19 protein-coding genes are annotated in these 18167 nt (G+C 66.8%); 8 read left to right on the forward strand and 11 right to left on the reverse strand.

Features of this window, described 5'->3' with window-relative positions; genetic code table 11:
- Positions 1 to 2: 2 nt before the first annotated feature.
- From YQ44_RS18165 to YQ44_RS18175, 3 genes are all read right to left on the reverse strand, one after another.
- Positions 3 to 2162: a TonB-dependent receptor plug domain-containing protein gene (locus YQ44_RS18165; RefSeq protein WP_071324580.1), complete on the reverse strand. Its 2160-nt coding sequence runs from the start codon at positions 2160 to 2162 to the stop codon at positions 3 to 5.
- A gap of 82 nt (positions 2163 to 2244) precedes the next feature.
- A complete protein-coding gene (locus YQ44_RS18170) occupies positions 2245 to 3672 on the reverse strand; it encodes a M23/M56 family metallopeptidase (RefSeq protein ID WP_071324581.1) in 1428 nt (475 codons plus the stop codon).
- A 3-nt stretch (positions 3673 to 3675) separates the two neighbouring features.
- On the reverse strand, positions 3676 to 4053 hold the full coding sequence (locus YQ44_RS18175; RefSeq protein ID WP_071324582.1) for a BlaI/MecI/CopY family transcriptional regulator: 378 nt from the start codon (positions 4051 to 4053) through the stop codon (positions 3676 to 3678).
- A gap of 272 nt (positions 4054 to 4325) precedes the next feature.
- On the opposite strand from YQ44_RS18175, the gene YQ44_RS18180 reads away from it, so the two are divergent.
- The 6 genes from YQ44_RS18180 (at position 4326) to YQ44_RS18205 (ending at position 9043) form a co-directional block, all read left to right on the forward strand.
- Positions 4326 to 5696, forward strand: a complete 1371-nt coding sequence (locus YQ44_RS18180) for a DEAD/DEAH box helicase (protein WP_071324583.1) — start codon at positions 4326 to 4328, stop codon at positions 5694 to 5696.
- A gap of 244 nt (positions 5697 to 5940) precedes the next feature.
- The gene (gene otnI / locus YQ44_RS18185; protein ID WP_071324584.1) at positions 5941 to 6723 is read left to right on the forward strand and encodes a 2-oxo-tetronate isomerase; all 783 of its coding nucleotides are present in this window, start codon (positions 5941 to 5943) and stop codon (positions 6721 to 6723) included.
- Between the two features lie 88 nt (positions 6724 to 6811).
- Complete coding sequence (locus tag YQ44_RS18190) at positions 6812 to 7615, forward strand: hypothetical protein (RefSeq protein WP_083411934.1); 804 nt, start codon at positions 6812 to 6814, stop codon at positions 7613 to 7615.
- On the forward strand, positions 7600 to 8061 hold the full coding sequence (locus YQ44_RS18195) for a hypothetical protein (protein WP_083411935.1): 462 nt from the start codon (positions 7600 to 7602) through the stop codon (positions 8059 to 8061). The genes YQ44_RS18190 and YQ44_RS18195 overlap by 16 nt, the downstream gene beginning before the upstream one ends.
- A gap of 80 nt (positions 8062 to 8141) precedes the next feature.
- On the forward strand, positions 8142 to 8561 hold the full coding sequence (locus tag YQ44_RS18200) for a VOC family protein (RefSeq protein ID WP_071324585.1): 420 nt from the start codon (positions 8142 to 8144) through the stop codon (positions 8559 to 8561).
- A 110-nt stretch (positions 8562 to 8671) separates the two neighbouring features.
- Complete coding sequence (locus YQ44_RS18205; protein ID WP_071324586.1) at positions 8672 to 9043, forward strand: TraR/DksA family transcriptional regulator; 372 nt, start codon at positions 8672 to 8674, stop codon at positions 9041 to 9043.
- Between the two features lie 273 nt (positions 9044 to 9316).
- On the opposite strand, the gene phbB is transcribed toward YQ44_RS18205, so the two are convergent.
- Positions 9317 to 10063, reverse strand: a complete 747-nt coding sequence (gene phbB, locus YQ44_RS18210; protein ID WP_083411936.1) for an acetoacetyl-CoA reductase — start codon at positions 10061 to 10063, stop codon at positions 9317 to 9319.
- Between the two features lie 232 nt (positions 10064 to 10295).
- Here phbB and YQ44_RS18215 point away from each other — a divergent pair, with 232 nt between their 5' ends.
- Together YQ44_RS18215 and YQ44_RS18220 are read left to right on the forward strand one after the other, a co-directional pair.
- Positions 10296 to 10616 (forward strand): hypothetical protein, encoded by a 321-nt coding sequence (locus tag YQ44_RS18215; protein WP_071324588.1) that lies wholly within the window; start codon positions 10296 to 10298, stop codon positions 10614 to 10616.
- Positions 10617 to 10701: 85 nt separating this feature from the next.
- Positions 10702 to 11568, forward strand: a complete 867-nt coding sequence (locus tag YQ44_RS18220) for a universal stress protein (RefSeq protein WP_071324589.1) — start codon at positions 10702 to 10704, stop codon at positions 11566 to 11568.
- A 21-nt stretch (positions 11569 to 11589) separates the two neighbouring features.
- Here YQ44_RS18220 and YQ44_RS18225 read toward each other — a convergent pair whose 3' ends face one another.
- From YQ44_RS18225 to YQ44_RS18255, 7 genes are all read right to left on the reverse strand, one after another.
- The gene (locus YQ44_RS18225; protein ID WP_071324590.1) at positions 11590 to 11949 is read right to left on the reverse strand and encodes a hypothetical protein; all 360 of its coding nucleotides are present in this window, start codon (positions 11947 to 11949) and stop codon (positions 11590 to 11592) included.
- A gap of 185 nt (positions 11950 to 12134) precedes the next feature.
- Positions 12135 to 12689, reverse strand: coding sequence for a glycine zipper domain-containing protein (locus YQ44_RS18230; protein ID WP_071324591.1), 555 nt, complete (start codon positions 12687 to 12689; stop codon positions 12135 to 12137).
- A gap of 102 nt (positions 12690 to 12791) precedes the next feature.
- On the reverse strand, positions 12792 to 13535 hold the full coding sequence (locus YQ44_RS18235; RefSeq protein ID WP_071324592.1) for an amino acid ABC transporter ATP-binding protein: 744 nt from the start codon (positions 13533 to 13535) through the stop codon (positions 12792 to 12794).
- A complete protein-coding gene (locus YQ44_RS18240; protein ID WP_071324593.1) occupies positions 13532 to 14224 on the reverse strand; it encodes an amino acid ABC transporter permease in 693 nt (230 codons plus the stop codon). The genes YQ44_RS18235 and YQ44_RS18240 overlap by 4 nt, the downstream gene beginning before the upstream one ends.
- On the reverse strand, positions 14224 to 14907 hold the full coding sequence (locus YQ44_RS18245; RefSeq protein WP_071324594.1) for an amino acid ABC transporter permease: 684 nt from the start codon (positions 14905 to 14907) through the stop codon (positions 14224 to 14226). The genes YQ44_RS18240 and YQ44_RS18245 overlap by 1 nt, the downstream gene beginning before the upstream one ends.
- A 114-nt stretch (positions 14908 to 15021) precedes the next feature.
- Positions 15022 to 15852 (reverse strand): ABC transporter substrate-binding protein, encoded by an 831-nt coding sequence (locus YQ44_RS18250; protein WP_071324595.1) that lies wholly within the window; start codon positions 15850 to 15852, stop codon positions 15022 to 15024.
- 110 nt (positions 15853 to 15962) lie between these two features.
- A complete protein-coding gene (locus YQ44_RS18255) occupies positions 15963 to 18062 on the reverse strand; it encodes a serine hydrolase domain-containing protein (RefSeq protein WP_071324596.1) in 2100 nt (699 codons plus the stop codon).
- Positions 18063 to 18167: the final 105 nt, after the last annotated feature.

The following is an 18167-nucleotide window of genomic DNA, read 5'->3' on the forward strand; positions in this document are numbered from 1 at the left end:
GCCTACAACGCCCCTTCCAGCATCACGCGCAGGGTGCGGTAGCTGCCCGTGTCGACCGTGCGCAGCATGCTGCCCGCGCCATCGGCATACCAGCTGCGCGTGCGGTAGCGCTGCCCCAGCAAATTGGCGCCCGACAGGCGCAAGCGCAGCCTGTCGCTGAACCGCCACAGCGCGTACGCATCGAGTTCGCGCTTGGCGCCCTGGCAGGCCAGCAGCGCGCTGGACGTGCGCGAGCGCCCGCCTGCCTGGTAATGCAGGTTGCCGCCCACGGTCAGCGGCATGCCGGCCAGGCGGTAGTCCGCACCGAAATTGGCGCTCCACGGCAGCTGGCTGTCGAGACGGTTGTCCGGGCCGGCGATGGCGTCCACCCGCGACCAGTTGCGCGCCACATCAGCCCGCAGGTCGAGCGCGGGCGCGCCGGCAAGCAGCGCCGCCAGGGGCAGCTTCGCTTCGAGTTCGATGCCGCGCACCAGCGCCCTGCCATGGTTGACGGGCGTGGCCACCCAGCGCCCGTCGTTCCGGTACAGGCGGTCCAGCATCACGCCATCGATGCGCCGCACGCTGGCGCTGGCGCCCAGCATGGCGCCCTCGCCCAGGTAGTATTCGTAGGCGGCGTCGAGCCCCCATGCCAGCTCGGGGCGCAGGGCCGGATTGCCCTGGTTGTCGGGATTGGTGGCGCTGTTGCCACTGTCGACCGTGTAGCGGCGCGGCATCAGCTCGAAAATCTCGGGCGCCTTGTAGGTGCGCGTGACGGCCAGGCGCAGCTGGTCCTGGCCGCGCAGCTTCCACAGGCTTTGCAGCAAGGGGCTCCACACTTGCGAGCCCACGTCGACGGACGCGCCGCCGCCCGTGGCGCTGGCCGTGCGCAAGGCTTCCCAGCGCAAGCCCAGATACAGCGACCAGCGCGGCGAGAGTTCCCACTCGTCCTGCGCGAACAGGGCCAGGCGACGCACGCTGGATGTGTAATCCTCGTCCGAGAACTCGGGCGGCGCGCCGGGCGCGAACTGCTGCTCGCGGCGAAAATCCTGGCGCCGGCGCCAGCCCGTATCCCAGCCCGCCGCCAGCGTGTGTTGCGCACCCAGCGGCCGGCGATAGCTGCCGCTCGCCTGCAGGCCCACCTCATCGACGCCCGAATCGACCAGGTGCGTCGAACGCAGCGCGCCGTCAAGGCCGCGCCCCAGGAAGACGAAATCGTTGGCGCGGTGGTGGTAGCTGGCGCCCAGCTTGACGTCGAGGCTGGCGCCGCGCGCGAGCTTGCGCAGCCATTGCACGTCGCTGCGCGCGGTGCCGCTGTCCTGTGCGAAATCGTTGTCATTGTCCGGATACGCGCTGGGGCCGCCCAGGTACGCCACCTCGCCCGCATGGCGACGGCTGGACAGGCGCCTGATATTCAACAGGCTTTGCCAGGCCAGGCTGCCCTCGCCTTCCAGCGCCCACTGCAGGCGCGGCGCCAGTTCGATGCTGTCGACGCTGACGCGCTCCCGCTGCGGCGTGCGGCGCAGCACGCCGGGCGCGCCATCGGCGTCAAACTCGCCGCTCCACTCATCGATGGCCGCACGGCGTCCCGTGTGGCTGACGGTGCCGGCCAGCACGTACGACAGCTCCTCCGCCTTGTCCGCCAGCTGCATGGTGGCGCTGCCGGCCGGCATGCCGTGGCTGGCCGATGCGCCCAGCTTGAACGTGCGTTCGCGCCGCGCGGCCGCCTTCTTCAGCACGATGTTGATGGCCCCGGCGATCGCCTGCGTGGAAAACTCGGCCGTGGCGGCGCGCATGATTTCCACGCGCTCGACCAGCTCCGGGTCCAGCGCATCGAGCGAAAAGCCGGCCGGCACGGGCACGCCGTTGAGCATGATCAAGGTATAGCCCTGGCCCAGCCCGCGCATCTGGACTTGGCCGCCAGTGGCGCCTGCGGCGCCGCCGGGCGCGCCGCCGATGGACAGGCCGGGCAGGCGCTTCAACGCATCGGCCAGGCTGCGCTCGCCCTGGCGTATCAATTCATCGTGGCCGACGACGATGCGCGCCACCGTGTCGTCGCGGCGCTGGCCCGCCGCGTCGGCCTTGACGCTGACGGACGGCACGACGGGAAGGGCAACGCCATCATCGGCACGCGCGTGCGCCGTCAACGGCAGCGCGAGGCTGCACAGCAATATACTGAATCGCATGGGGGGTTCCGGAAAGGTGATGGGGTGCCGGGCGGCGCGCATGGCGCCGGCCCGGCGGGAGCATGCGGCCTGGCCGCGCCGGCTAGCGTCCGAACTGCTCCTTGCGCATGCGCAAGGCGCGCGCCGAGGCATTCGCGTCGAGACCGTCCAGCCACTGCTGCGGATCCTGCAAGCGCCCGTTGCGGGTGACCTGGAAATGCAGATGCGGCCCCGTCGCCAGGCCTGTAGCGCCCACCGTGCCGATGGCCTGCCCTGCCGTGACGGCCATGCCGGTCGTGAGCGCGACCCGGTCAAGATGGGCATACAGGGACTCGACGCCACCGCCATGGTCGATGCGGACGGCCTTGCCAAGGCGCGCATCTTCGCTGACGCTGGCGATGCCGTCGCTTGCCGCGTGCACGGGCGTGCCGCGCCTGGCGCCCAGATCGATGCCGCTATGGCCGTGTGGCGTCAGCTGGCGAACCACGCCAAAGAAGCCGGTCACGCGCATGACGTCCAGGGGATTGCGCCACGCCGTGGACGCCGTGGACGGCGCGGCAAGCATGGCTGCCGGCGTGGCGGCCACGGTCCACGCCAGCGCCGGTTGCAGCGCCAGGCTGGCCGCGCCGATAGCGCACAGCAGCAGCGCCGTCAGTGCCCGCAGGGCCGGAGGCAGGCGATCCTGCCCGTTACGCATCAGCACCAGGCGCTCGGCCATGCGGCCGCCGCCAAACGCCAGTCCCGGCAGCGGCTGCGTCTGCAGGCCCAGCTGCCTGACCAGCGCCGCCGCATATTGCTGGCGCTGATGCGGGGGCCGGCCGGCCAGTACCTGGCGGTCGCAACCGAGCTCCTGTGCCCAGGCCAGCTTGCCTGCCAGCCAGCGCGCGGCCGGATTGAACCACAGCAACGCCTGCAGCATGGTGGCCAGCAGCAGGAGCAAGGGGTCGTGGCGGCGTGCATGGGTCAGCTCATGGGCGATCACCAGCTGCTGCTGTTCCGGCGTAAATTGCGCCAGGTGCGCCGGCAACAGCAGACGGGGACGCCATACGCCCACCAGCATCGGCGAGATCGGCGCGTCCACTTCCAGCACGTCCATGCCATGCAGCCGGCGCCGCTGCGCCAGCTCGAGCAGCGTGCGCAACATGGCGCGGCCACGCTGCCAGCGCCAGGCCGTGCAGGCGACGCCCAGCAGATAGATCAGCCCCCAGGCGGCCGGCACCAGGGTCAGCCAGGCAGTGCCGGATGGCAGCCCGGCAGCTGGCGCATCCATGGCCAGCGCCACGCCGGGCGCCGCGCCAGCCAGGGAAACGGGCACACTCAGTTCGGGCACCACGCTCAGCTGCCGCGCGTCTGGCAGCAGCGGCAGCACAAACGCGGCGGCCAGCACCAGCTGGGCGCCCAGCCACACGCTGCGCTGCGCCGCCAGCACGGGCCAGCGCCGTTGCGCCAGGTGCAGCAAGCCTTGCAGCAGCCAGCCGGCGAGCAGGCTGGCGACCGTTGCCTGCAACACAGTCAGGGTAAACAAGCTCATCGCTTACTCCTTGGGGTCGGCCGGCCAGTCGTGCAGCATCTGTTCCAGCGCGGCCAGTTCCTGCTGGTCCACCAGCTTGCTGCCCGTAAACATACTCACCGGCAAAGGACTGTCGATCTCCATCACGCGGCGGCCAAAGTCGTGGGCAAAGGCGGCCAGCGTAGCCACCTTGTCCACGTTCGCTTCATACACGAGCACGCCATGCACGCTGCGCTGCACCAGCATGGCCTTTTCCAGCATGCGCTCGAGCGTCTTGCGCGTCGATGAAAACGACCAGCCCAGCGCTTCTTCCACCCGGGCATGCAGTTCGCGTGCCGACAAGGGCTGTTCCTTCCATAAAGCTTTTAATAACGACAGTTCGGTAACGGATGGCGTGGCCATGGAATTCCCCTCATGTGACGAATGAGACAATTATGCGACACACGTCGCATGCATGCAAGCGAAACTTGCGACACGTGTCGCACAAGCGGCCCGCCGCCACGTCAGCGACTTGCAAACTTGAAACAGTTGGAACGCTTTTTTGCAAGGCTGTTATACTTCGCGTGTGCGGCACATATGACCAGTCCCCTTGCCGCTGTCTTTCGACCCCTAATCTGATTGCCTGCGACTGGCGCCCCACGATGGCGACAGGCCGATCTCACAATAAAGTTACCATGTCCTTTTCCTCCCTCGGATTGTCCGACGCTATCGTACGTGCCGTTACCGAACACGGCTACACCGTGCCGACCCCGATCCAGTCGCAGGCGATTCCCGCCGTGCTCGCTGGCGGCGACTTGCTGGCCGGCGCACAGACCGGTACCGGCAAGACGGCCGGCTTTACCCTGCCCGTGCTGCACCGCCTGTCGACCGACGCCAATGGCGCTGCCATCACCAGCAACACCTCGACGCGCCCGATCCGCGCCCTGATCCTGGCCCCGACGCGCGAACTCGCCGCGCAGGTCGAGGAAAGCGTGCGCGCCTACAGCAAGTACACCAAGCTGAACTCGGCCGTGATCTTCGGCGGCGTCGGCATCAACCCGCAGATCAAGCAGCTCAAGCATGGCGTCGACATCCTCGTCGCCACGCCGGGCCGCCTGCTCGACCACATGGGCCAGGGCACCGTCGACCTGTCGAAAGTGGAAATCCTGATCCTCGACGAAGCCGACCGCATGCTCGACATGGGCTTCATCCGCGACATCAAGAAAGTGCTGGCCGTGCTGCCGCCGAAACGCCAGAACCTGCTGTTCTCGGCCACCTTCTCGGAAGAGATCAAGGCCCTGGCCGACGGCTTGCTGAACAAGCCAGCCATGATCGAAGTGGCGCGCCGCAATTCGACCGTGGAAGTGATCAAGCAAAAGATCCATCCGGTCGACCGCGACAAGAAACACCCGATGCTGTCCTACCTGATCAAGTCGAACAACTGGACGCAGGTGCTGGTGTTTACGCGCACCAAGCACGGCGCCAACAAACTGGTCGAGCAGCTGGGCGCGGACGGCATCGGCGCCCTGGCCATCCACGGCAACAAGAGCCAGTCGGCGCGCACGCGCGCGCTGTCCGAGTTCAAGGATGGCACCTTGCAAGTGCTGGTCGCCACCGACATCGCCGCGCGCGGCATCGACATCGACCAGTTGCCGCACGTCGTCAACTACGACTTGCCGAACATTCCGGAAGACTATGTGCACCGCATCGGTCGCACGGGCCGTGCCGGCGCCAAGGGCGAAGCCGTGTCGCTGGTCTGCGTGGATGAGCACGAAATGTTGAAAGACATCGAAAAGCTGATCAAGCAAACCCTGCCGCGCGAAGTCATCGCCGGTTTTGAACCGGACCCGACGGCACGTGCCCAGCCTGTGCAATTGCGCAGCGGCACCGGCGGTCACCGCAACAACAGCCGCGCCCCAGCGGGCGCCGTCGTGCGCGTGAAAACCGGTGGCGGCGGCGCCAAGCCACGCAGCGCCGGCCCATCGGGTGGCGGTGGCGGCGGCAACCGCAGCGGCAATGCGCCACGCTCGGCGGCCAATCACCGCTCCGGCGGCCGGGGCCGTTAAAACGCGGCCTGCAAGCCGCTGCGCGGGGCGCCATGGCGCTTGCGTTGCTTGCCGTACCTGAGTACGGCTGCGCGTCGCGACGCCATGTCACTCCCGCCCGCTACGCTTTCAGGCGGCGTCTGTCTTTCTCAAAAAGACGACAAAAGCCGTTCCAGGACTTGCTTCTGGAACGGTTTTTTCATGCACGCCACCATTTGGCGATTTGGGCTAGGATAGTGTTCATCGTCCTCTTCGCGCCCAGACCATGCCGAACTTCGCCGCCAACCTCAGCCTGCTGTTTACCGAACTGCCCTTCCTCGAGCGCTTTGCCGCCGCGCGCAAGGCGGGCTTCGATGCCGTGGAATTCCTGTTTCCGTATGCCGTCGAGGCGCGCCAGATCGCGGCGCGGCTGGAGCAGCACCGCCTGCAGCTGGCCCTGTTCAACCTGCCGCCCGGCGACTGGGAGCGGGGCGAACGGGGCGTCGCCTGCGATCCGCGCCGAGGCGAGGAATTCCGCGCCGGCGTGCAGCTGGCGCTCGAGTATGCGCTGGCGCTGGGGGCGAAGCAGTTGCACTGCATGTCCGGCATCGTGCCGGCCGGCATGAGCCTGGAACGGGCGCGGCAAAGCCTGATCGGCAACCTGCAATATGCGGCCGACGCCTGCCGCCCGCATGGCATCAATATTCTGATCGAGCCGATCAACCGCTACGACATGCCCGGCTACTTCCTCAACCATAGCCAGCAGGCGGCCGACATCATCGCCGACTGCCAGCGCGGCAACATCTTCCTGCAATATGACATTTATCACATGCAGCGCATGGAAGGCGAACTGAGCAACACCATCCGCGCCCTGCTGCCCCTGATCCGCCACATCCAGATCGCCGACACGCCGGGCCGCCACGAGCCTGGCACGGGCGAGATCAACTACCGCCACCTGTTCCGGCTGCTGGACCAGGTCGGCTACGCGGGCTGGGTCGGCTGCGAATACCGTCCCGGCGCCGATACCGTGGCCGGCCTGGGCTGGCGCGAGCAGTTGACGGCCGGCTGATCGCCGCGAGCTTGCGCCCGCACAAGGCGCGCGGGGCCGGCCCGAACCACAATACCTTTCCATACAGTATTCCCTGTCGAGAGGTGCCGTGTCCGCCCTGCCCGTCCGCCTTGGCGCCATCGCCATCCTGCCACTGCTGCTGATGTTGCTGTCCGGCTGCGCCACGCACACGCCACTGGCGCAGGTGCGCGCCCTGGCCGCCGGCGACGCCGCCCTGACGACCTTCAATGAACTGTCGCAGCGCCACGTGGACAGCTACCAGCGCGCCCGTCCCTACCTGTCGCCCGCCGAGGATGCGCGCGAGCGCCTGCTCGACGCCCAGCGCCGCGCCGCGCAAGCCGATGTGGCGCGCCTGGCGCAGGCCGTGCGGCTGTACCTGCAGGCGCTGGGCCGCCTGGCCCATGCCGATGCCTACGACGTGCAGCCCGAACTGGCTGGCGCCGGCGCCGCCATCCGCGCCTGGCCCGGCAGCGGCATCGACGACCGCCATGTCAGCGCCTACACCTTGCTGCTGCAGCAATTGTCCCGCCTGGGCGGCACGGCCAGCCAGCAGGCGCGCCTGGCGCAGGTGCTGCACGACGGCGATGCGCCGCTGCAAGCGCTGCTGGCGGCGCTCGACAGCCTGCTGGTGCTGTACGACAAGAGCGGCGACAACGAGCGCGACGTGGTGCTCGGCTTGCTGGACGTGGAAATCGCGTATGCGGACACGCCGCAGCAGCGCCTGCTCGCCGTGCTGGCGAAAAGCATGCAACAAAGCAAGAGCGAAGAATACCGGCAGGCCGGCCTGCGCCATACCGTGGCGCGCCGCCAACTGGCGGCACTGGCGCGCGAACATGCGCGCCTTGCCATGATGGCCACGACAGCCACGGAGACGACATGGATGGATCGGTAGGCAGCGAACGCCGCGAGGCGGCACTCAGCAGCGCCATGCGCGTCGAGCAGCTGGCCGACAGCCTGTCGCAGGCGGCCGTCACCCTGCATGGCGCCGTCATGCGCGCCATCCGCAAGCGCGCCAGCCAGGGAGACAAGGCCATCAGCCACAGCCAGGCGCAAGCCGTCTTCGCGCTGGAAGTGGCCTTGCGCCAGCAAGCCAACGAGCTGTATGCCGATGCCGCCGGACACACCGTCGCGGGCCTGGACACGGCGCAGCGCCAGCTCAGCGGCCTGCTCGATACGGTACGCCTGAGCATTGCCCGCAACGACGACGTGCGGCACTGGATCAGCCTGGCCACGAGTTTGTTGCACATGGGCAGCGCCGTCCTGGCCGGCAATCCCGAGCGCATCCTCGGCGCCTTGGTCAAGGTGCGTGAGCGGCTGCAAGAGATGGCGCCGGACTGATTGAAATCGGCCGGACAGCGCCTATACTGTGACGTCCCCGCATGGCAATCCTGTCAACGGGGCGACCAGAGGAGACCAACATGCGTATCGAACCGTATTTGCAATTCAATGGCAATTGCGCGCAAGCGCTGGACTACTACCGCCAGCACCTGGGCGGCGACAACCTGTGCCTGATGCCGTATCGCGGCTCGCCGGCCCAGGACCAGGTCAAGGAAGACTGGTACGACAAGATCATGCACGGCTCCGTGCAGCTGGGTTCCACCATGCTGATGGGCTCGGATGGCGGCTGTACCGAGGATGGCGCCAAGGGCATGCACGGCTGCTCGATCTGCCTGAGCGTGGACACGCCGGCGGAAGCGGAACGCGTCTTCTCCGCGCTGGCGCGTGACGGCACCATCCAGATGGCGCTGGAGGAAACCTTCTGGGCACAGCGCTTCGGCATGCTGAAAGACCAGTTCGGCGTCGCCTGGATGATCAACTGCGAAAAAAAACCAGCATAGAATGCGCCGCCGCCACCTGCGCCGCCTCAAACGCGGCGCGGGTGCTGGCGCAAGCAGACCGGCCAATCTTGGACTACCATAACAGGAGAGACTCCTACCGGGTGACGGTCATGAATGGATTGCCGCAAGACCAGCTACAGCGCCTGCGCGGCGCGCTGGAGCAGCGCAAGCTGGCGCTGCTGGAACAAATCGAGAACGAAACGGCGGAAGCGGACGCGCGCGCCTCGCTGCTCAATGAAATCGAAGCGTCGCCCGCCGACAATGCCAGCGTGCGCACCCTGAACGCCCTCGTCAGCGAGGCGGCCGAACACAATCTGGCGCAGCTGGCCATCATCAAGCACGCGCTGGCCAAGTTTGCCGACGGCAGCTATGGCCTGTGCGACAACTGCGGCGAAGCCATCGGCCTGTCGCGCCTGAACGCCCGCCCGGAAGCCCGCCTGTGCATCGATTGCCAGACGCGGCTGGAAAAAGCGCAGCGCTGAACCGCGCCCGCAGCGCGCCTTCATGTCTCCTGGCGTCACCTTGCAACAACGCAACAGGGCAAGGCATCGCTGCCCTGCCCCGTTGTTTTCCTGCCCAGAACCCCTTCCTGTGGAGAGCGTTTCCTGCCGACTTTCCTGCTGACATCAGCGGCCGATGTACTCCTCTACGGGAACAGGCTCTTGCTGCCATCGGCCACCCGCCAGCGTCTGCGCGCCGGCCTGGGCGGCCGCGTCTCCTCCACTGCCATTACCCTGCTGCAAGCATGTTGCCGATCAGCTCATGTGCTGGCCGCCATTGATGGCGATATTCGCGCCCGTCACGAACGCCGCCTCGTCCGACGCCAGATAGGCCACCAGCGCGGCCACCTCGTCCGGCTCGCCCAGGCGGCCCAGCGGGATCTGCGGCAGGATCTTCGTTTCCATGATGTCGGCGGGCACGGCCGTCACCATCTGCGTGCGCAGGTAGCCGGGCGAGACCGTATTGACGGTGATGCCGTGACGCGCCACTTCCAGCGCCAGCGCCTTGCTGAAACCATGCACGCCCGCCTTGGCGGCCGCATAATTGCACTGGCCAAACGCCCCCTTCTGGCCATTCACGGATGAAATGTTGATGATGCGGCCCCAGCGGTTGGCCAGCATCGGCTCGAGCACCTGCTTGCTCATGTTGAACAGGCTGTCGAGATTGGTGCGCATGACGTCGGCCCAGTGCGGCAATTCCATCTTGCGCATGCTCTGGTCGCGCGTGATGCCGGCATTGTTGACCAGCACATCCACTCGGCCGAACTGCGTCACGACCTGGCCGACGGCGTCGCTGCAGGCGGCGAAATCGGTGACGTCGACGGGCAGCGCCTGGAAATGATAGTGCTGCGCATGCTGCCCCGCCAGCCAGTCCTTCACGCGCGGGTTGTCCGGCGTATGCGCGGCCACGACGGCAAAACCCGCATCATGCAGGCGCCGGCACAGGGCCGTGCCCAGGCCACCCATGCCCCCCGTGACCAGCGCTACCTTTTGTTCTGTCATTGCTGTCTCTCCCCGCTTGTTATGGTTGTTCTGCGTGGGGTCAAGTGTAGGTGGCCCTTTTGAAAGCGGCATTGCGCCAGATCAAAGGCTCAGCCTGCATATTGCAGCGTTCGTCTGCGCTGTCTCCATACGCAGGAAATTGCCAAAATCATACTACACCGTGAGGTGATGGCACCTCGACAGGCGGGTCTTGCAGACCTTGCTTGACGGCAGGAATCACAGGGAGAACGCGATGGAAATCCAGGACGACACTGAAGCATTGAGGGACTTGTTCAACGACATCAATCCCGGCATGAGCGACGTGGAATCGGTGCATCAGGCAGAACTCGATCCGCAGCATGCGCTGGCCCTGATGGCCAACCCCAAGGCGGCGCTGAAGGCCATGGGCATCCCCGTCAGCGATGCCTCGCAAGTGCAGGTGACCATGAAGAACCGCGCCAGCCGCGCCATGCTCGAGGTGGCGCAAAAAGCGGCGCAACTGCGGCGCATCATCGTCATCGTGATTCATTACCGCAACTGCGACGCCGACATCATCATCATCGCCATGAGCTGAGCGCCACCGGCCGGCCGCAGTCGTGCGCGGCCGGTGCCCCGGACTGTGCCAGAATGGGTGTCACTCCACAGCGAGAGGCTACGTCATGACCTACAAAACCGTGCTGCTGCACATCGACGACAGTGCCGGGCGCGGCGCCCGCATCGAAGCGGCCGCCAGCATTGCCCAGGCTTGCGGCGGCCACCTGACGGGCGTGGCCCTGACGGGCGTGTCGCGCCTGCTGTACCAGAACCAGCCCGACCTCGACGCCGACCCGAACCTGGCGCTGCACTTGAATTTCCTGCGCGAACGGGCCACGCGCGCCCTCGACGGTTTCGAGCAACAGGTGCGCACGGCCGGCGTCGCCTCGTTCGAACAGCGCGTGGTCGACGACGAGGCGGCAGGCGGCATCAGCCTGCTGGCCCGCTATGCGGACCTGGTGGTGATCAGCCAATACAATGCCAAGGATAAATCGCCATCCGTGATGCGCGACTTTCCCGCCTACGTGCTGCTGCACTCGGGGCGGCCCGTGCTGATCGTGCCGTACGCGCCGCCACTGCCCCTGCTGGCGCCGCCGGCGGCCGCGCGCAATGTGCTCATTTCCTGGAATGCCAGCAAAGAAGCGAGCCGTGCCGTGAGCGCCGCCCTGCCCCTGCTGCAGCGCGCCGGCCAGGTCCACGTGGCCATCTTCGACGCCCAGGTGCATGCGGCCGAGCACGGCGAACGGCCGGGTGCGGAACTGACGCAGTACCTGGCGCGCCATGGCGTGGAAGCGCGCGTGCACCTGCTCGACGGGGGCGGCGTGCGGCGCGGCGATATCGGCGAAGCCCTGCTGTCGCAGGCGGCCGACCTGTCGGCCGATTTGCTGGTGATGGGGGCGTACGGGCATTCGCGCCTGCGCGAAACCATCCTCGGCGGCGTCACGCGCACGATATTGCACAGCATGACCATCCCCGTGCTGATGGCGCACTAGGGTCCGTTGCGAGGCAGGCGGCTAGCCACCTTGCCAGGGCAGGCTGCGGATCTTCGCCACCTGGCGCTGCGCCAGCCACTGCCACAGCTGCAGCGCGTCGCCCTGCGGCAGGGCCGACATGTGGCGCGGACTGGCCAGGGCGATCTCGCAATCGCGGTCCGACCATTCCTCGAAAGTGACTTCTCCTCCGCTAGCGACCTCGACTTGATACATCAAGCCATCGTCGTAGCCAAAGCGCAACAAGACGGCGGCCGGGCTGCCGTCCGGCGTGGCGGCGCCGCCACGGTAGACCTCGGCCAGCGCATCGGCCAGCTGTGCCGGCGAGGGCGCGCAGATGTCGCGCCCATCGGCCCGTGTCAGAATGAACCATGCCTGTGTCATGACGCGCCCTCCTATCCATACTCGTTAGCATGCGAGGCAAGTATTACGGGCAGTCACCCTGGTCCACGCCACGTCAGGCGCACGGAAACTATCCCTGTCGGCATTGATTACCAATACTAACAAGAATAATACCTAAAATTCGTGCAGCGCGGCATTTATGCATTTTCCGCGGCAGACACGCCGATTCACGCCACCAGCACGGGAATGCTGAGCGGATCGAAGTCGTGCCAGTCGCCATTCGCGATCGTGCCTTCGGCCTCCTCGATATGCTCGGCGCCGAGCCGGTGCAACGCCTCGAGCGCCCGCTCGCGTTCGTCCAGGCCGCCCAGCGCCACGGCGATCAGCATGCCCGGATGCCGGGGCTGGCGGCCATTCTCGCCATTGCCTTCCGGCTCGCCCGCCTCTTTCATCTTGTTAAAACTGTACAGCGAACCCACGTGGGCGCCCACCAGCGCGCCCACCACCGGACCCAGCGGTCCCGTCGCCAGGGTGGTGGCGGCGCCGATGCCGGCGCCCACGGCGGCACCCACGGCCACGCCTTCCACCACGCCTGCGGGCGTCTCCCTGGCGCCCGGCGAGATGTCGCGGTCGCCGCCGAGCGCATGCAGATCATGCTGGCCCGGCTGGTTGACAAAGAAGGCGCTGATGCGGCTGTCGGGAAAGCCCGCCTGGTTCAGGGCGGCGCGCGCGGCGTCGATCTGCTCCTGCAACTGAAAATGACCTGCGATGATGCGTGACATGATACGGCCCTCCTGGTCGGCTGCGGGCGCACCACGCGCCACCTGCCTAGCGTGCGCCTGCCGGCCGCGCAATACCGTTCGCTTACGCACACAGCCGCTCAATCATCCCGGCACGCCAAACGGCGTGCGGATATCGGACAGGAATTGCCGCGTACGCGCATGCTGCGGACGCGCAAAGAACTCCCCGGGCGCGCCCCGCTCCAGCACTTGCCCGTGATCCATGAACCAGACCCGGTCCGCCACCTCGCGCGCAAAACCCATCTCGTGCGTGACGCAGACCATGGTCATGCCATCGCGCGCCAGGTCGCGCATCACTTGCAGCACTTCGCCCACCATTTCCGGGTCCAGCGCGCTGGTCGGTTCGTCGAACAGCATCAGCGGCGGCTGCATGGCCAGCGCGCGGGCGATCGCCACCCGCTGCTGCTGGCCGCCGGACAGGGCGGCCGGCATGGCCTGCGCCTTGTGCGCCAGGCCCACCCTGTCGAGCAGGCCCAGCGCCCGCTCCTCCGCTTCCTTGCGCGTCAGGCCACGCAGGCGCTGCGGCGCCAGCGCGCAGTTGTCCAGCACGGATAAATGGGGAAACAGGTTGAATTGCTGGAAGACAAAGCCGATCTGCGCCCGCAAGGCATTCACGTCCAGGCCAGGCGCATGGATATCCTGGCCGGCCAGCGTGATGCGGCCCGAGGCGATGGCTTCGAGCCGGTTGATGGTGCGGATCAGCGTCGACTTGCCCGAGCCGGACGGGCCGCACACGACCAGCACCTCGCCCTTCGCCACATGCTCGCTGATGCCGTTCAGGGCGTGATAACTGCCATAGTATTTGTTGACATTGTCAAAGGTAATCATGCAGCCGCTTTCAAGACACGGGCCTGGCGCCGCTCGAGCCAGAAGGCGGCACGCGACAGGCTGAAACACAAAACAAAGTACGTCATGCCCAGCAGGAAATACACTTGCACGGGCTTCGTCAGCACCAGGCCATTGACTTGCGAGGCGATGAACGACACCTCGGCCAGGCCGATGATGTAGCCGAGCGAGGTTTCCTTGATGGTCGAGACGAACTGGTTCACCAGCGACGGCAGCATGTGGCGCAGCGCCTGCGGCAGCACCACCGTGCGCATGCTGTCGACGTAACCCAGGCCCAGCGAGCGCGCCGCTTCCACCTGGCCCGCGGGCACGGCTTGCACGCCGGCGCGCACGATTTCGGCCAGGTAGATGCCGTCGAAGATGACGAGGGCGGCCAGCATGGTGCCGAATTGCCCGCTTTCATGCCCCGTGATGCTGGGCAAGAAAAAGTACGCCCAGAAGATGACGAGCAGCAAGGGAATGCCGCGCACCACATGGATCAGCGCGGCCACGGGCCAGCGCAGCGCCCGCCACGGGCTGATGCGGGCCAGGCCCAGCAGCAAGCCCACGGGCAGGCTGAGCACCAGCGCCAGGCTGGCCAGCAGCACCGTCAGCGCCAGGCCGCCCAGCGGCCCCTCCGGATAGCGTCCGACGAGAAAATACAGCCAGTAATCATGCAGCAATTCCAGCATCAGGCCACCTTTTTCTGCAGCAGGGCCGCCACGCCGGCGAGCAGCAGCGAGACGGCCAGGTAGGCCGCGCTGGCAAAGACAAACGCTTCCACGCTGCGGAACGAGGCCGCTTCCACGCGCTGCGTCTGGTACATCAGTTCGGCCACGCCGATGACGGTGGCGATGCTGGTGTTTTGCCACAGGTTCAGGGTTTGCGACAGCAGCGGCGGCGCGGCCAGGCGCAGCGCCTGCGGCAGGATGCACAGGCGCATGGTGGCAAGGAAACTGAAACCCAGCGCCCGCCCCGCCTCGAATTGCTGGACGGGGATGGCGCGCAAGCCGCTGCGCAAGTCTTCCGCCATGTAGGCGGCCGTGTACAGGGTCAGCGCCGTGATGGCGCTGACGGCTTCGATATTGCCGGCATACAAGCGTTCCTTCCATGCATCGGGCAACAGCTCGGGCGCGCCGAAATACCAGAACAGCAGGTGCGCGAGCAGCGGCACATTACGCATCAGCTCGACATACGCGGCGCCCACGGCGTTCAGCAGCCGCGACGGCGCCAGCCGCAGCACGGCCACGCCGCAGGCCAGCGGCAGGGCCAGCAGCAAGGTAATGGCCATCAGTTGCAAGGACAGCAGCAAGCCGGACACCAGCCAGTCGCGGTAGTCGCCGGACAGCAAAAAATTCAGATCAAATTGGAGCATGATGGTGAAATATCATTGATGCCTGAGAAAACCGTAACGAGCGGCAGTGATTGGTGGCCGGGAAGCGCCACCGGGCCGCGGCACGGGGCACGGCGCGCCGCATGGCGAGTTTGCTCAGGCGTCGATCTTGTCCGAGTCAATCTTGAAGCTGCGTTTCTGGAACTTCACATTGCTCGTCGGCCCATACCATTTGAAAAACAGCTGCTCCGCCTCGCCCGACTTTTCCAGTCCGCGCAGCACCTTGTCGACGGCCGTCTTCAGGCCTGCCTCGCCCTTGCGTATGCCGAAGGCAAACACTTCCTGGCTGATGTTTTGCGGCAGCACCAGGTAATCCTTTTGCGCGGCGCCCAGCTTGGCGTAATTGTTGAGCAGGGACACTTCATCGTCGACATAGCCGACGCCCTTGCCCTGCTGCAAACCCAGGTAAGCCTGGCCCGCCGTCTCGAACGTCACCACGTCCACGCCGGGCACGGCCTTGCGCAGATTCGGTTCCTGCGTGCCGCCCTTGACGGTCAGCACTTTCTTGCCGGCCAGGCCCGCGATGGTCGTGATATTGCTGCTCTTTTTCACCAGCACGCGCTGGCCCGTGTAAAACGTCGACAGCGAAAAATCGATCAGCGCCTCGCGCTCCTTGTTGTGCGTCAACGATGCCGTCAGGATATCGATGCGGCCCTGCTGCAGTTCGGGGATGCGGGCGGCCACGGCCAGTTGCTTGATCACCGGCTTGACGCCCAGGCTCTTGGCGATGGCGCGGCACAGATCCACTTCATAGCCGACCAGCTGGCGCGACTTGGCGTCGATGAAGCTGTTCGGCTCGTCCGTGCCCAGGGTGCCGCAGACCAGCTCGCCCTTCGCCTTGATGGTGGCCAGCTGGTCCGCTTGCGCCACCTGCGTAAAGGCGATGCTGGTGAATAACAGGGCGGCGAAGTGAAGACGGGTCTGCATGGAATTCCTCTGGTGGCGTAATGAATGCCGCCATTAGACCGCAGCGCCCTTATTTCCAAAAAGGAATCTTTTCACCCTTGCTTATGAGTAAATCATCTAAGCGCCATCCATCAGGGTGCGGCCGCGGGCGGCGCTTCCAGGCGGGCGATGGCGGCCGTGGCGCCGACGGCGCCCGGATAACGGGGATCGAGCCGCAATGCCTGGCGGTATGCCTCGACGGCCTGCGCGCGCAGGCCTTGCTCGACATAAAACTCGCCCAGGCTGTCCTGCAGATTCGCGTCGCGCGGATGCAAGGTCGTCGCCGCCTGCAGCACGGCCATGCCCTGCGTGACGGCACCGCCGCTCTTCAGGCGGTAGGCTTCCAGGTTCAGCGCCGCGGGGCCGGCCGCGCCCAGCGGATCGCGGGCCAGCGCCACGCGCAGCGCGGCAAGGGCCGGTTCCGTGTTGCCGCTACGCAGCAAGGTCAAGCCCAGCAGCGCGTGCGCGCGGTCGCTGAGCGGATACAGGGCCACGGCCAGGCGGCTGGCCGCCAGCGCCGCCTGCGCTTCGCCGCGCGCGGCCGATGTTTGCGCCAGGTCAAGCAGCTCGGGCACGAAGTCGGGATAGGCGCGCTGGCCGCGGAAGGCCGTCTGCAGCTTGCCGTCCAGTTCGGCGATGGAAGCGGGCGCTGCCGGCCAGGCGATGGCGGCAGTGCGGTCCCAGCTGCCGGCCAGGCTGGCGATGGATTGCTCGAAGGCGGGCGCGAAGCGGGGCATGGCGCCGGCAGGCGCGCCCTGCGACAGCACGATGTAGTCGCGCACAAACGCCAGCGCGCCGCCGTGGGCGTACTTGTCCAGGTCAACACCGGACTGCCGCAGCGTTTCAGCCATGGCGGCGCCGGCCGCCAGGAACACGCGTCCCCCCGCGGGATGGCGGGCCGCGTCGATGAAGGCGCGCGCCGCCTGGGCGTCCGGCGCCAGGGCCTGGCCGTTGATTTGCATGAATGCCTCGCGCGTGGCGGCCGCATCCGCGTAAGGCTGGCGCGTGCGCTCGGCATGCGCCCGTCCCTCCTCGAACAGGCCCTGTGCCACCTGGTAATCGCGCTGCGCGCCGGCCTCGGCGATATACGTCTTCAGCTGCCACGGCTCGCCCGTGACCACCTCGAACAGGCGCTGCACGAACGCTTCCGGATTGATGCGCTCGAGATTGGCGGCGACGGCGATGGTCAGCTGGCGCGAAGGAAAGCTGAACAGGTAGGTGACGGTTTCCGGCTGCTGGCCGCCGTGCGCGATGGCGTAACGGCCGCCCGTGGGGAGCATTTCCCAGCCCATGCCATAGTGCGTCAAGCGGCCCGCGCGCGTGGCCATCGGCTGCAGCATGGTGGCCACGCTGGCCGCCGACAGGATCCTGCCTTCATGGATGCCCTTGCCGAAGGCCAGCATATCGGGCACGCTGGCGCGCGTGCCGCCGGCCGAAAAGCGGCTGCTGATGTCGACGAATTCCGAATTTTTCCACTCCTTGCCGGCCAGCCGGTAGCCGCGCACGCGGTGCGCGATCACGGCGTCGGGGTCGTCCATCACGGTGGCGTCCATGCCCAGCGGCCCCCACACGTGGCGCCGCATGTAGCCGCCATAGCTTTCGCCCGAGGCGCCCTCGATGACGGCGCCCAGCAGGTTGTAGCCATAGCTGGTGTAGCGGAAGCGCGTGCCCGGTTCGGCGATCAGGTCGAACTGCTCGAAGACGGCGATGGACTGGCGCGTATCCTTGTGCTCCTTGAAATGCTGCTCTACCCGGCTGTCGCGGTAGGCATCGATGCCGCCCAGGTGGCCCAGCAACTGGCGCACCGTCACGGGAAATGGCTTCACGGGGAAATACGGCACATAGGTTTGCACGGGCGCATCGAGGTCGACCTTGCCCTGTTCCACCAGCTGCAGGATGGCCACCGCCGTCATCGGCTTGGTGACGGACGCCAGGCGATAGCTGGACTGGGCCGTCGCCGGCACCCGGTTTTCCAGGTCGGCATAGCCATAGCCCTTCACCCATTCCACCTGGCCCTGGGTAAAACCGACGGTCACGCCGGGGATGCGCTCCACGTCCATGCGCTGGGCCACCCAGCCATCGAAGGCGGCCAGGCGCGCGGCCAGCGCGGGGGCGGGAGCGGAGGCGGCCTGGGCCACGCCGCACACCAGCGCCAGCGCGCCGGCGACACAGCTATATTTTTTGTTTTGCATAGTCATGCTTCCATGGTGAGGGCCGCGTCCATAGCGCGGCGCTGCTTCATGGTAAGTGCCTTTTACGCACCGTTCACCCAGCTTTTTCCGGGCCGTGCACGAAAT

Source organism: Janthinobacterium sp. 1_2014MBL_MicDiv (genome assembly GCF_001865675.1).
GTDB lineage: Bacteria > Pseudomonadota > Gammaproteobacteria > Burkholderiales > Burkholderiaceae_D > Janthinobacterium.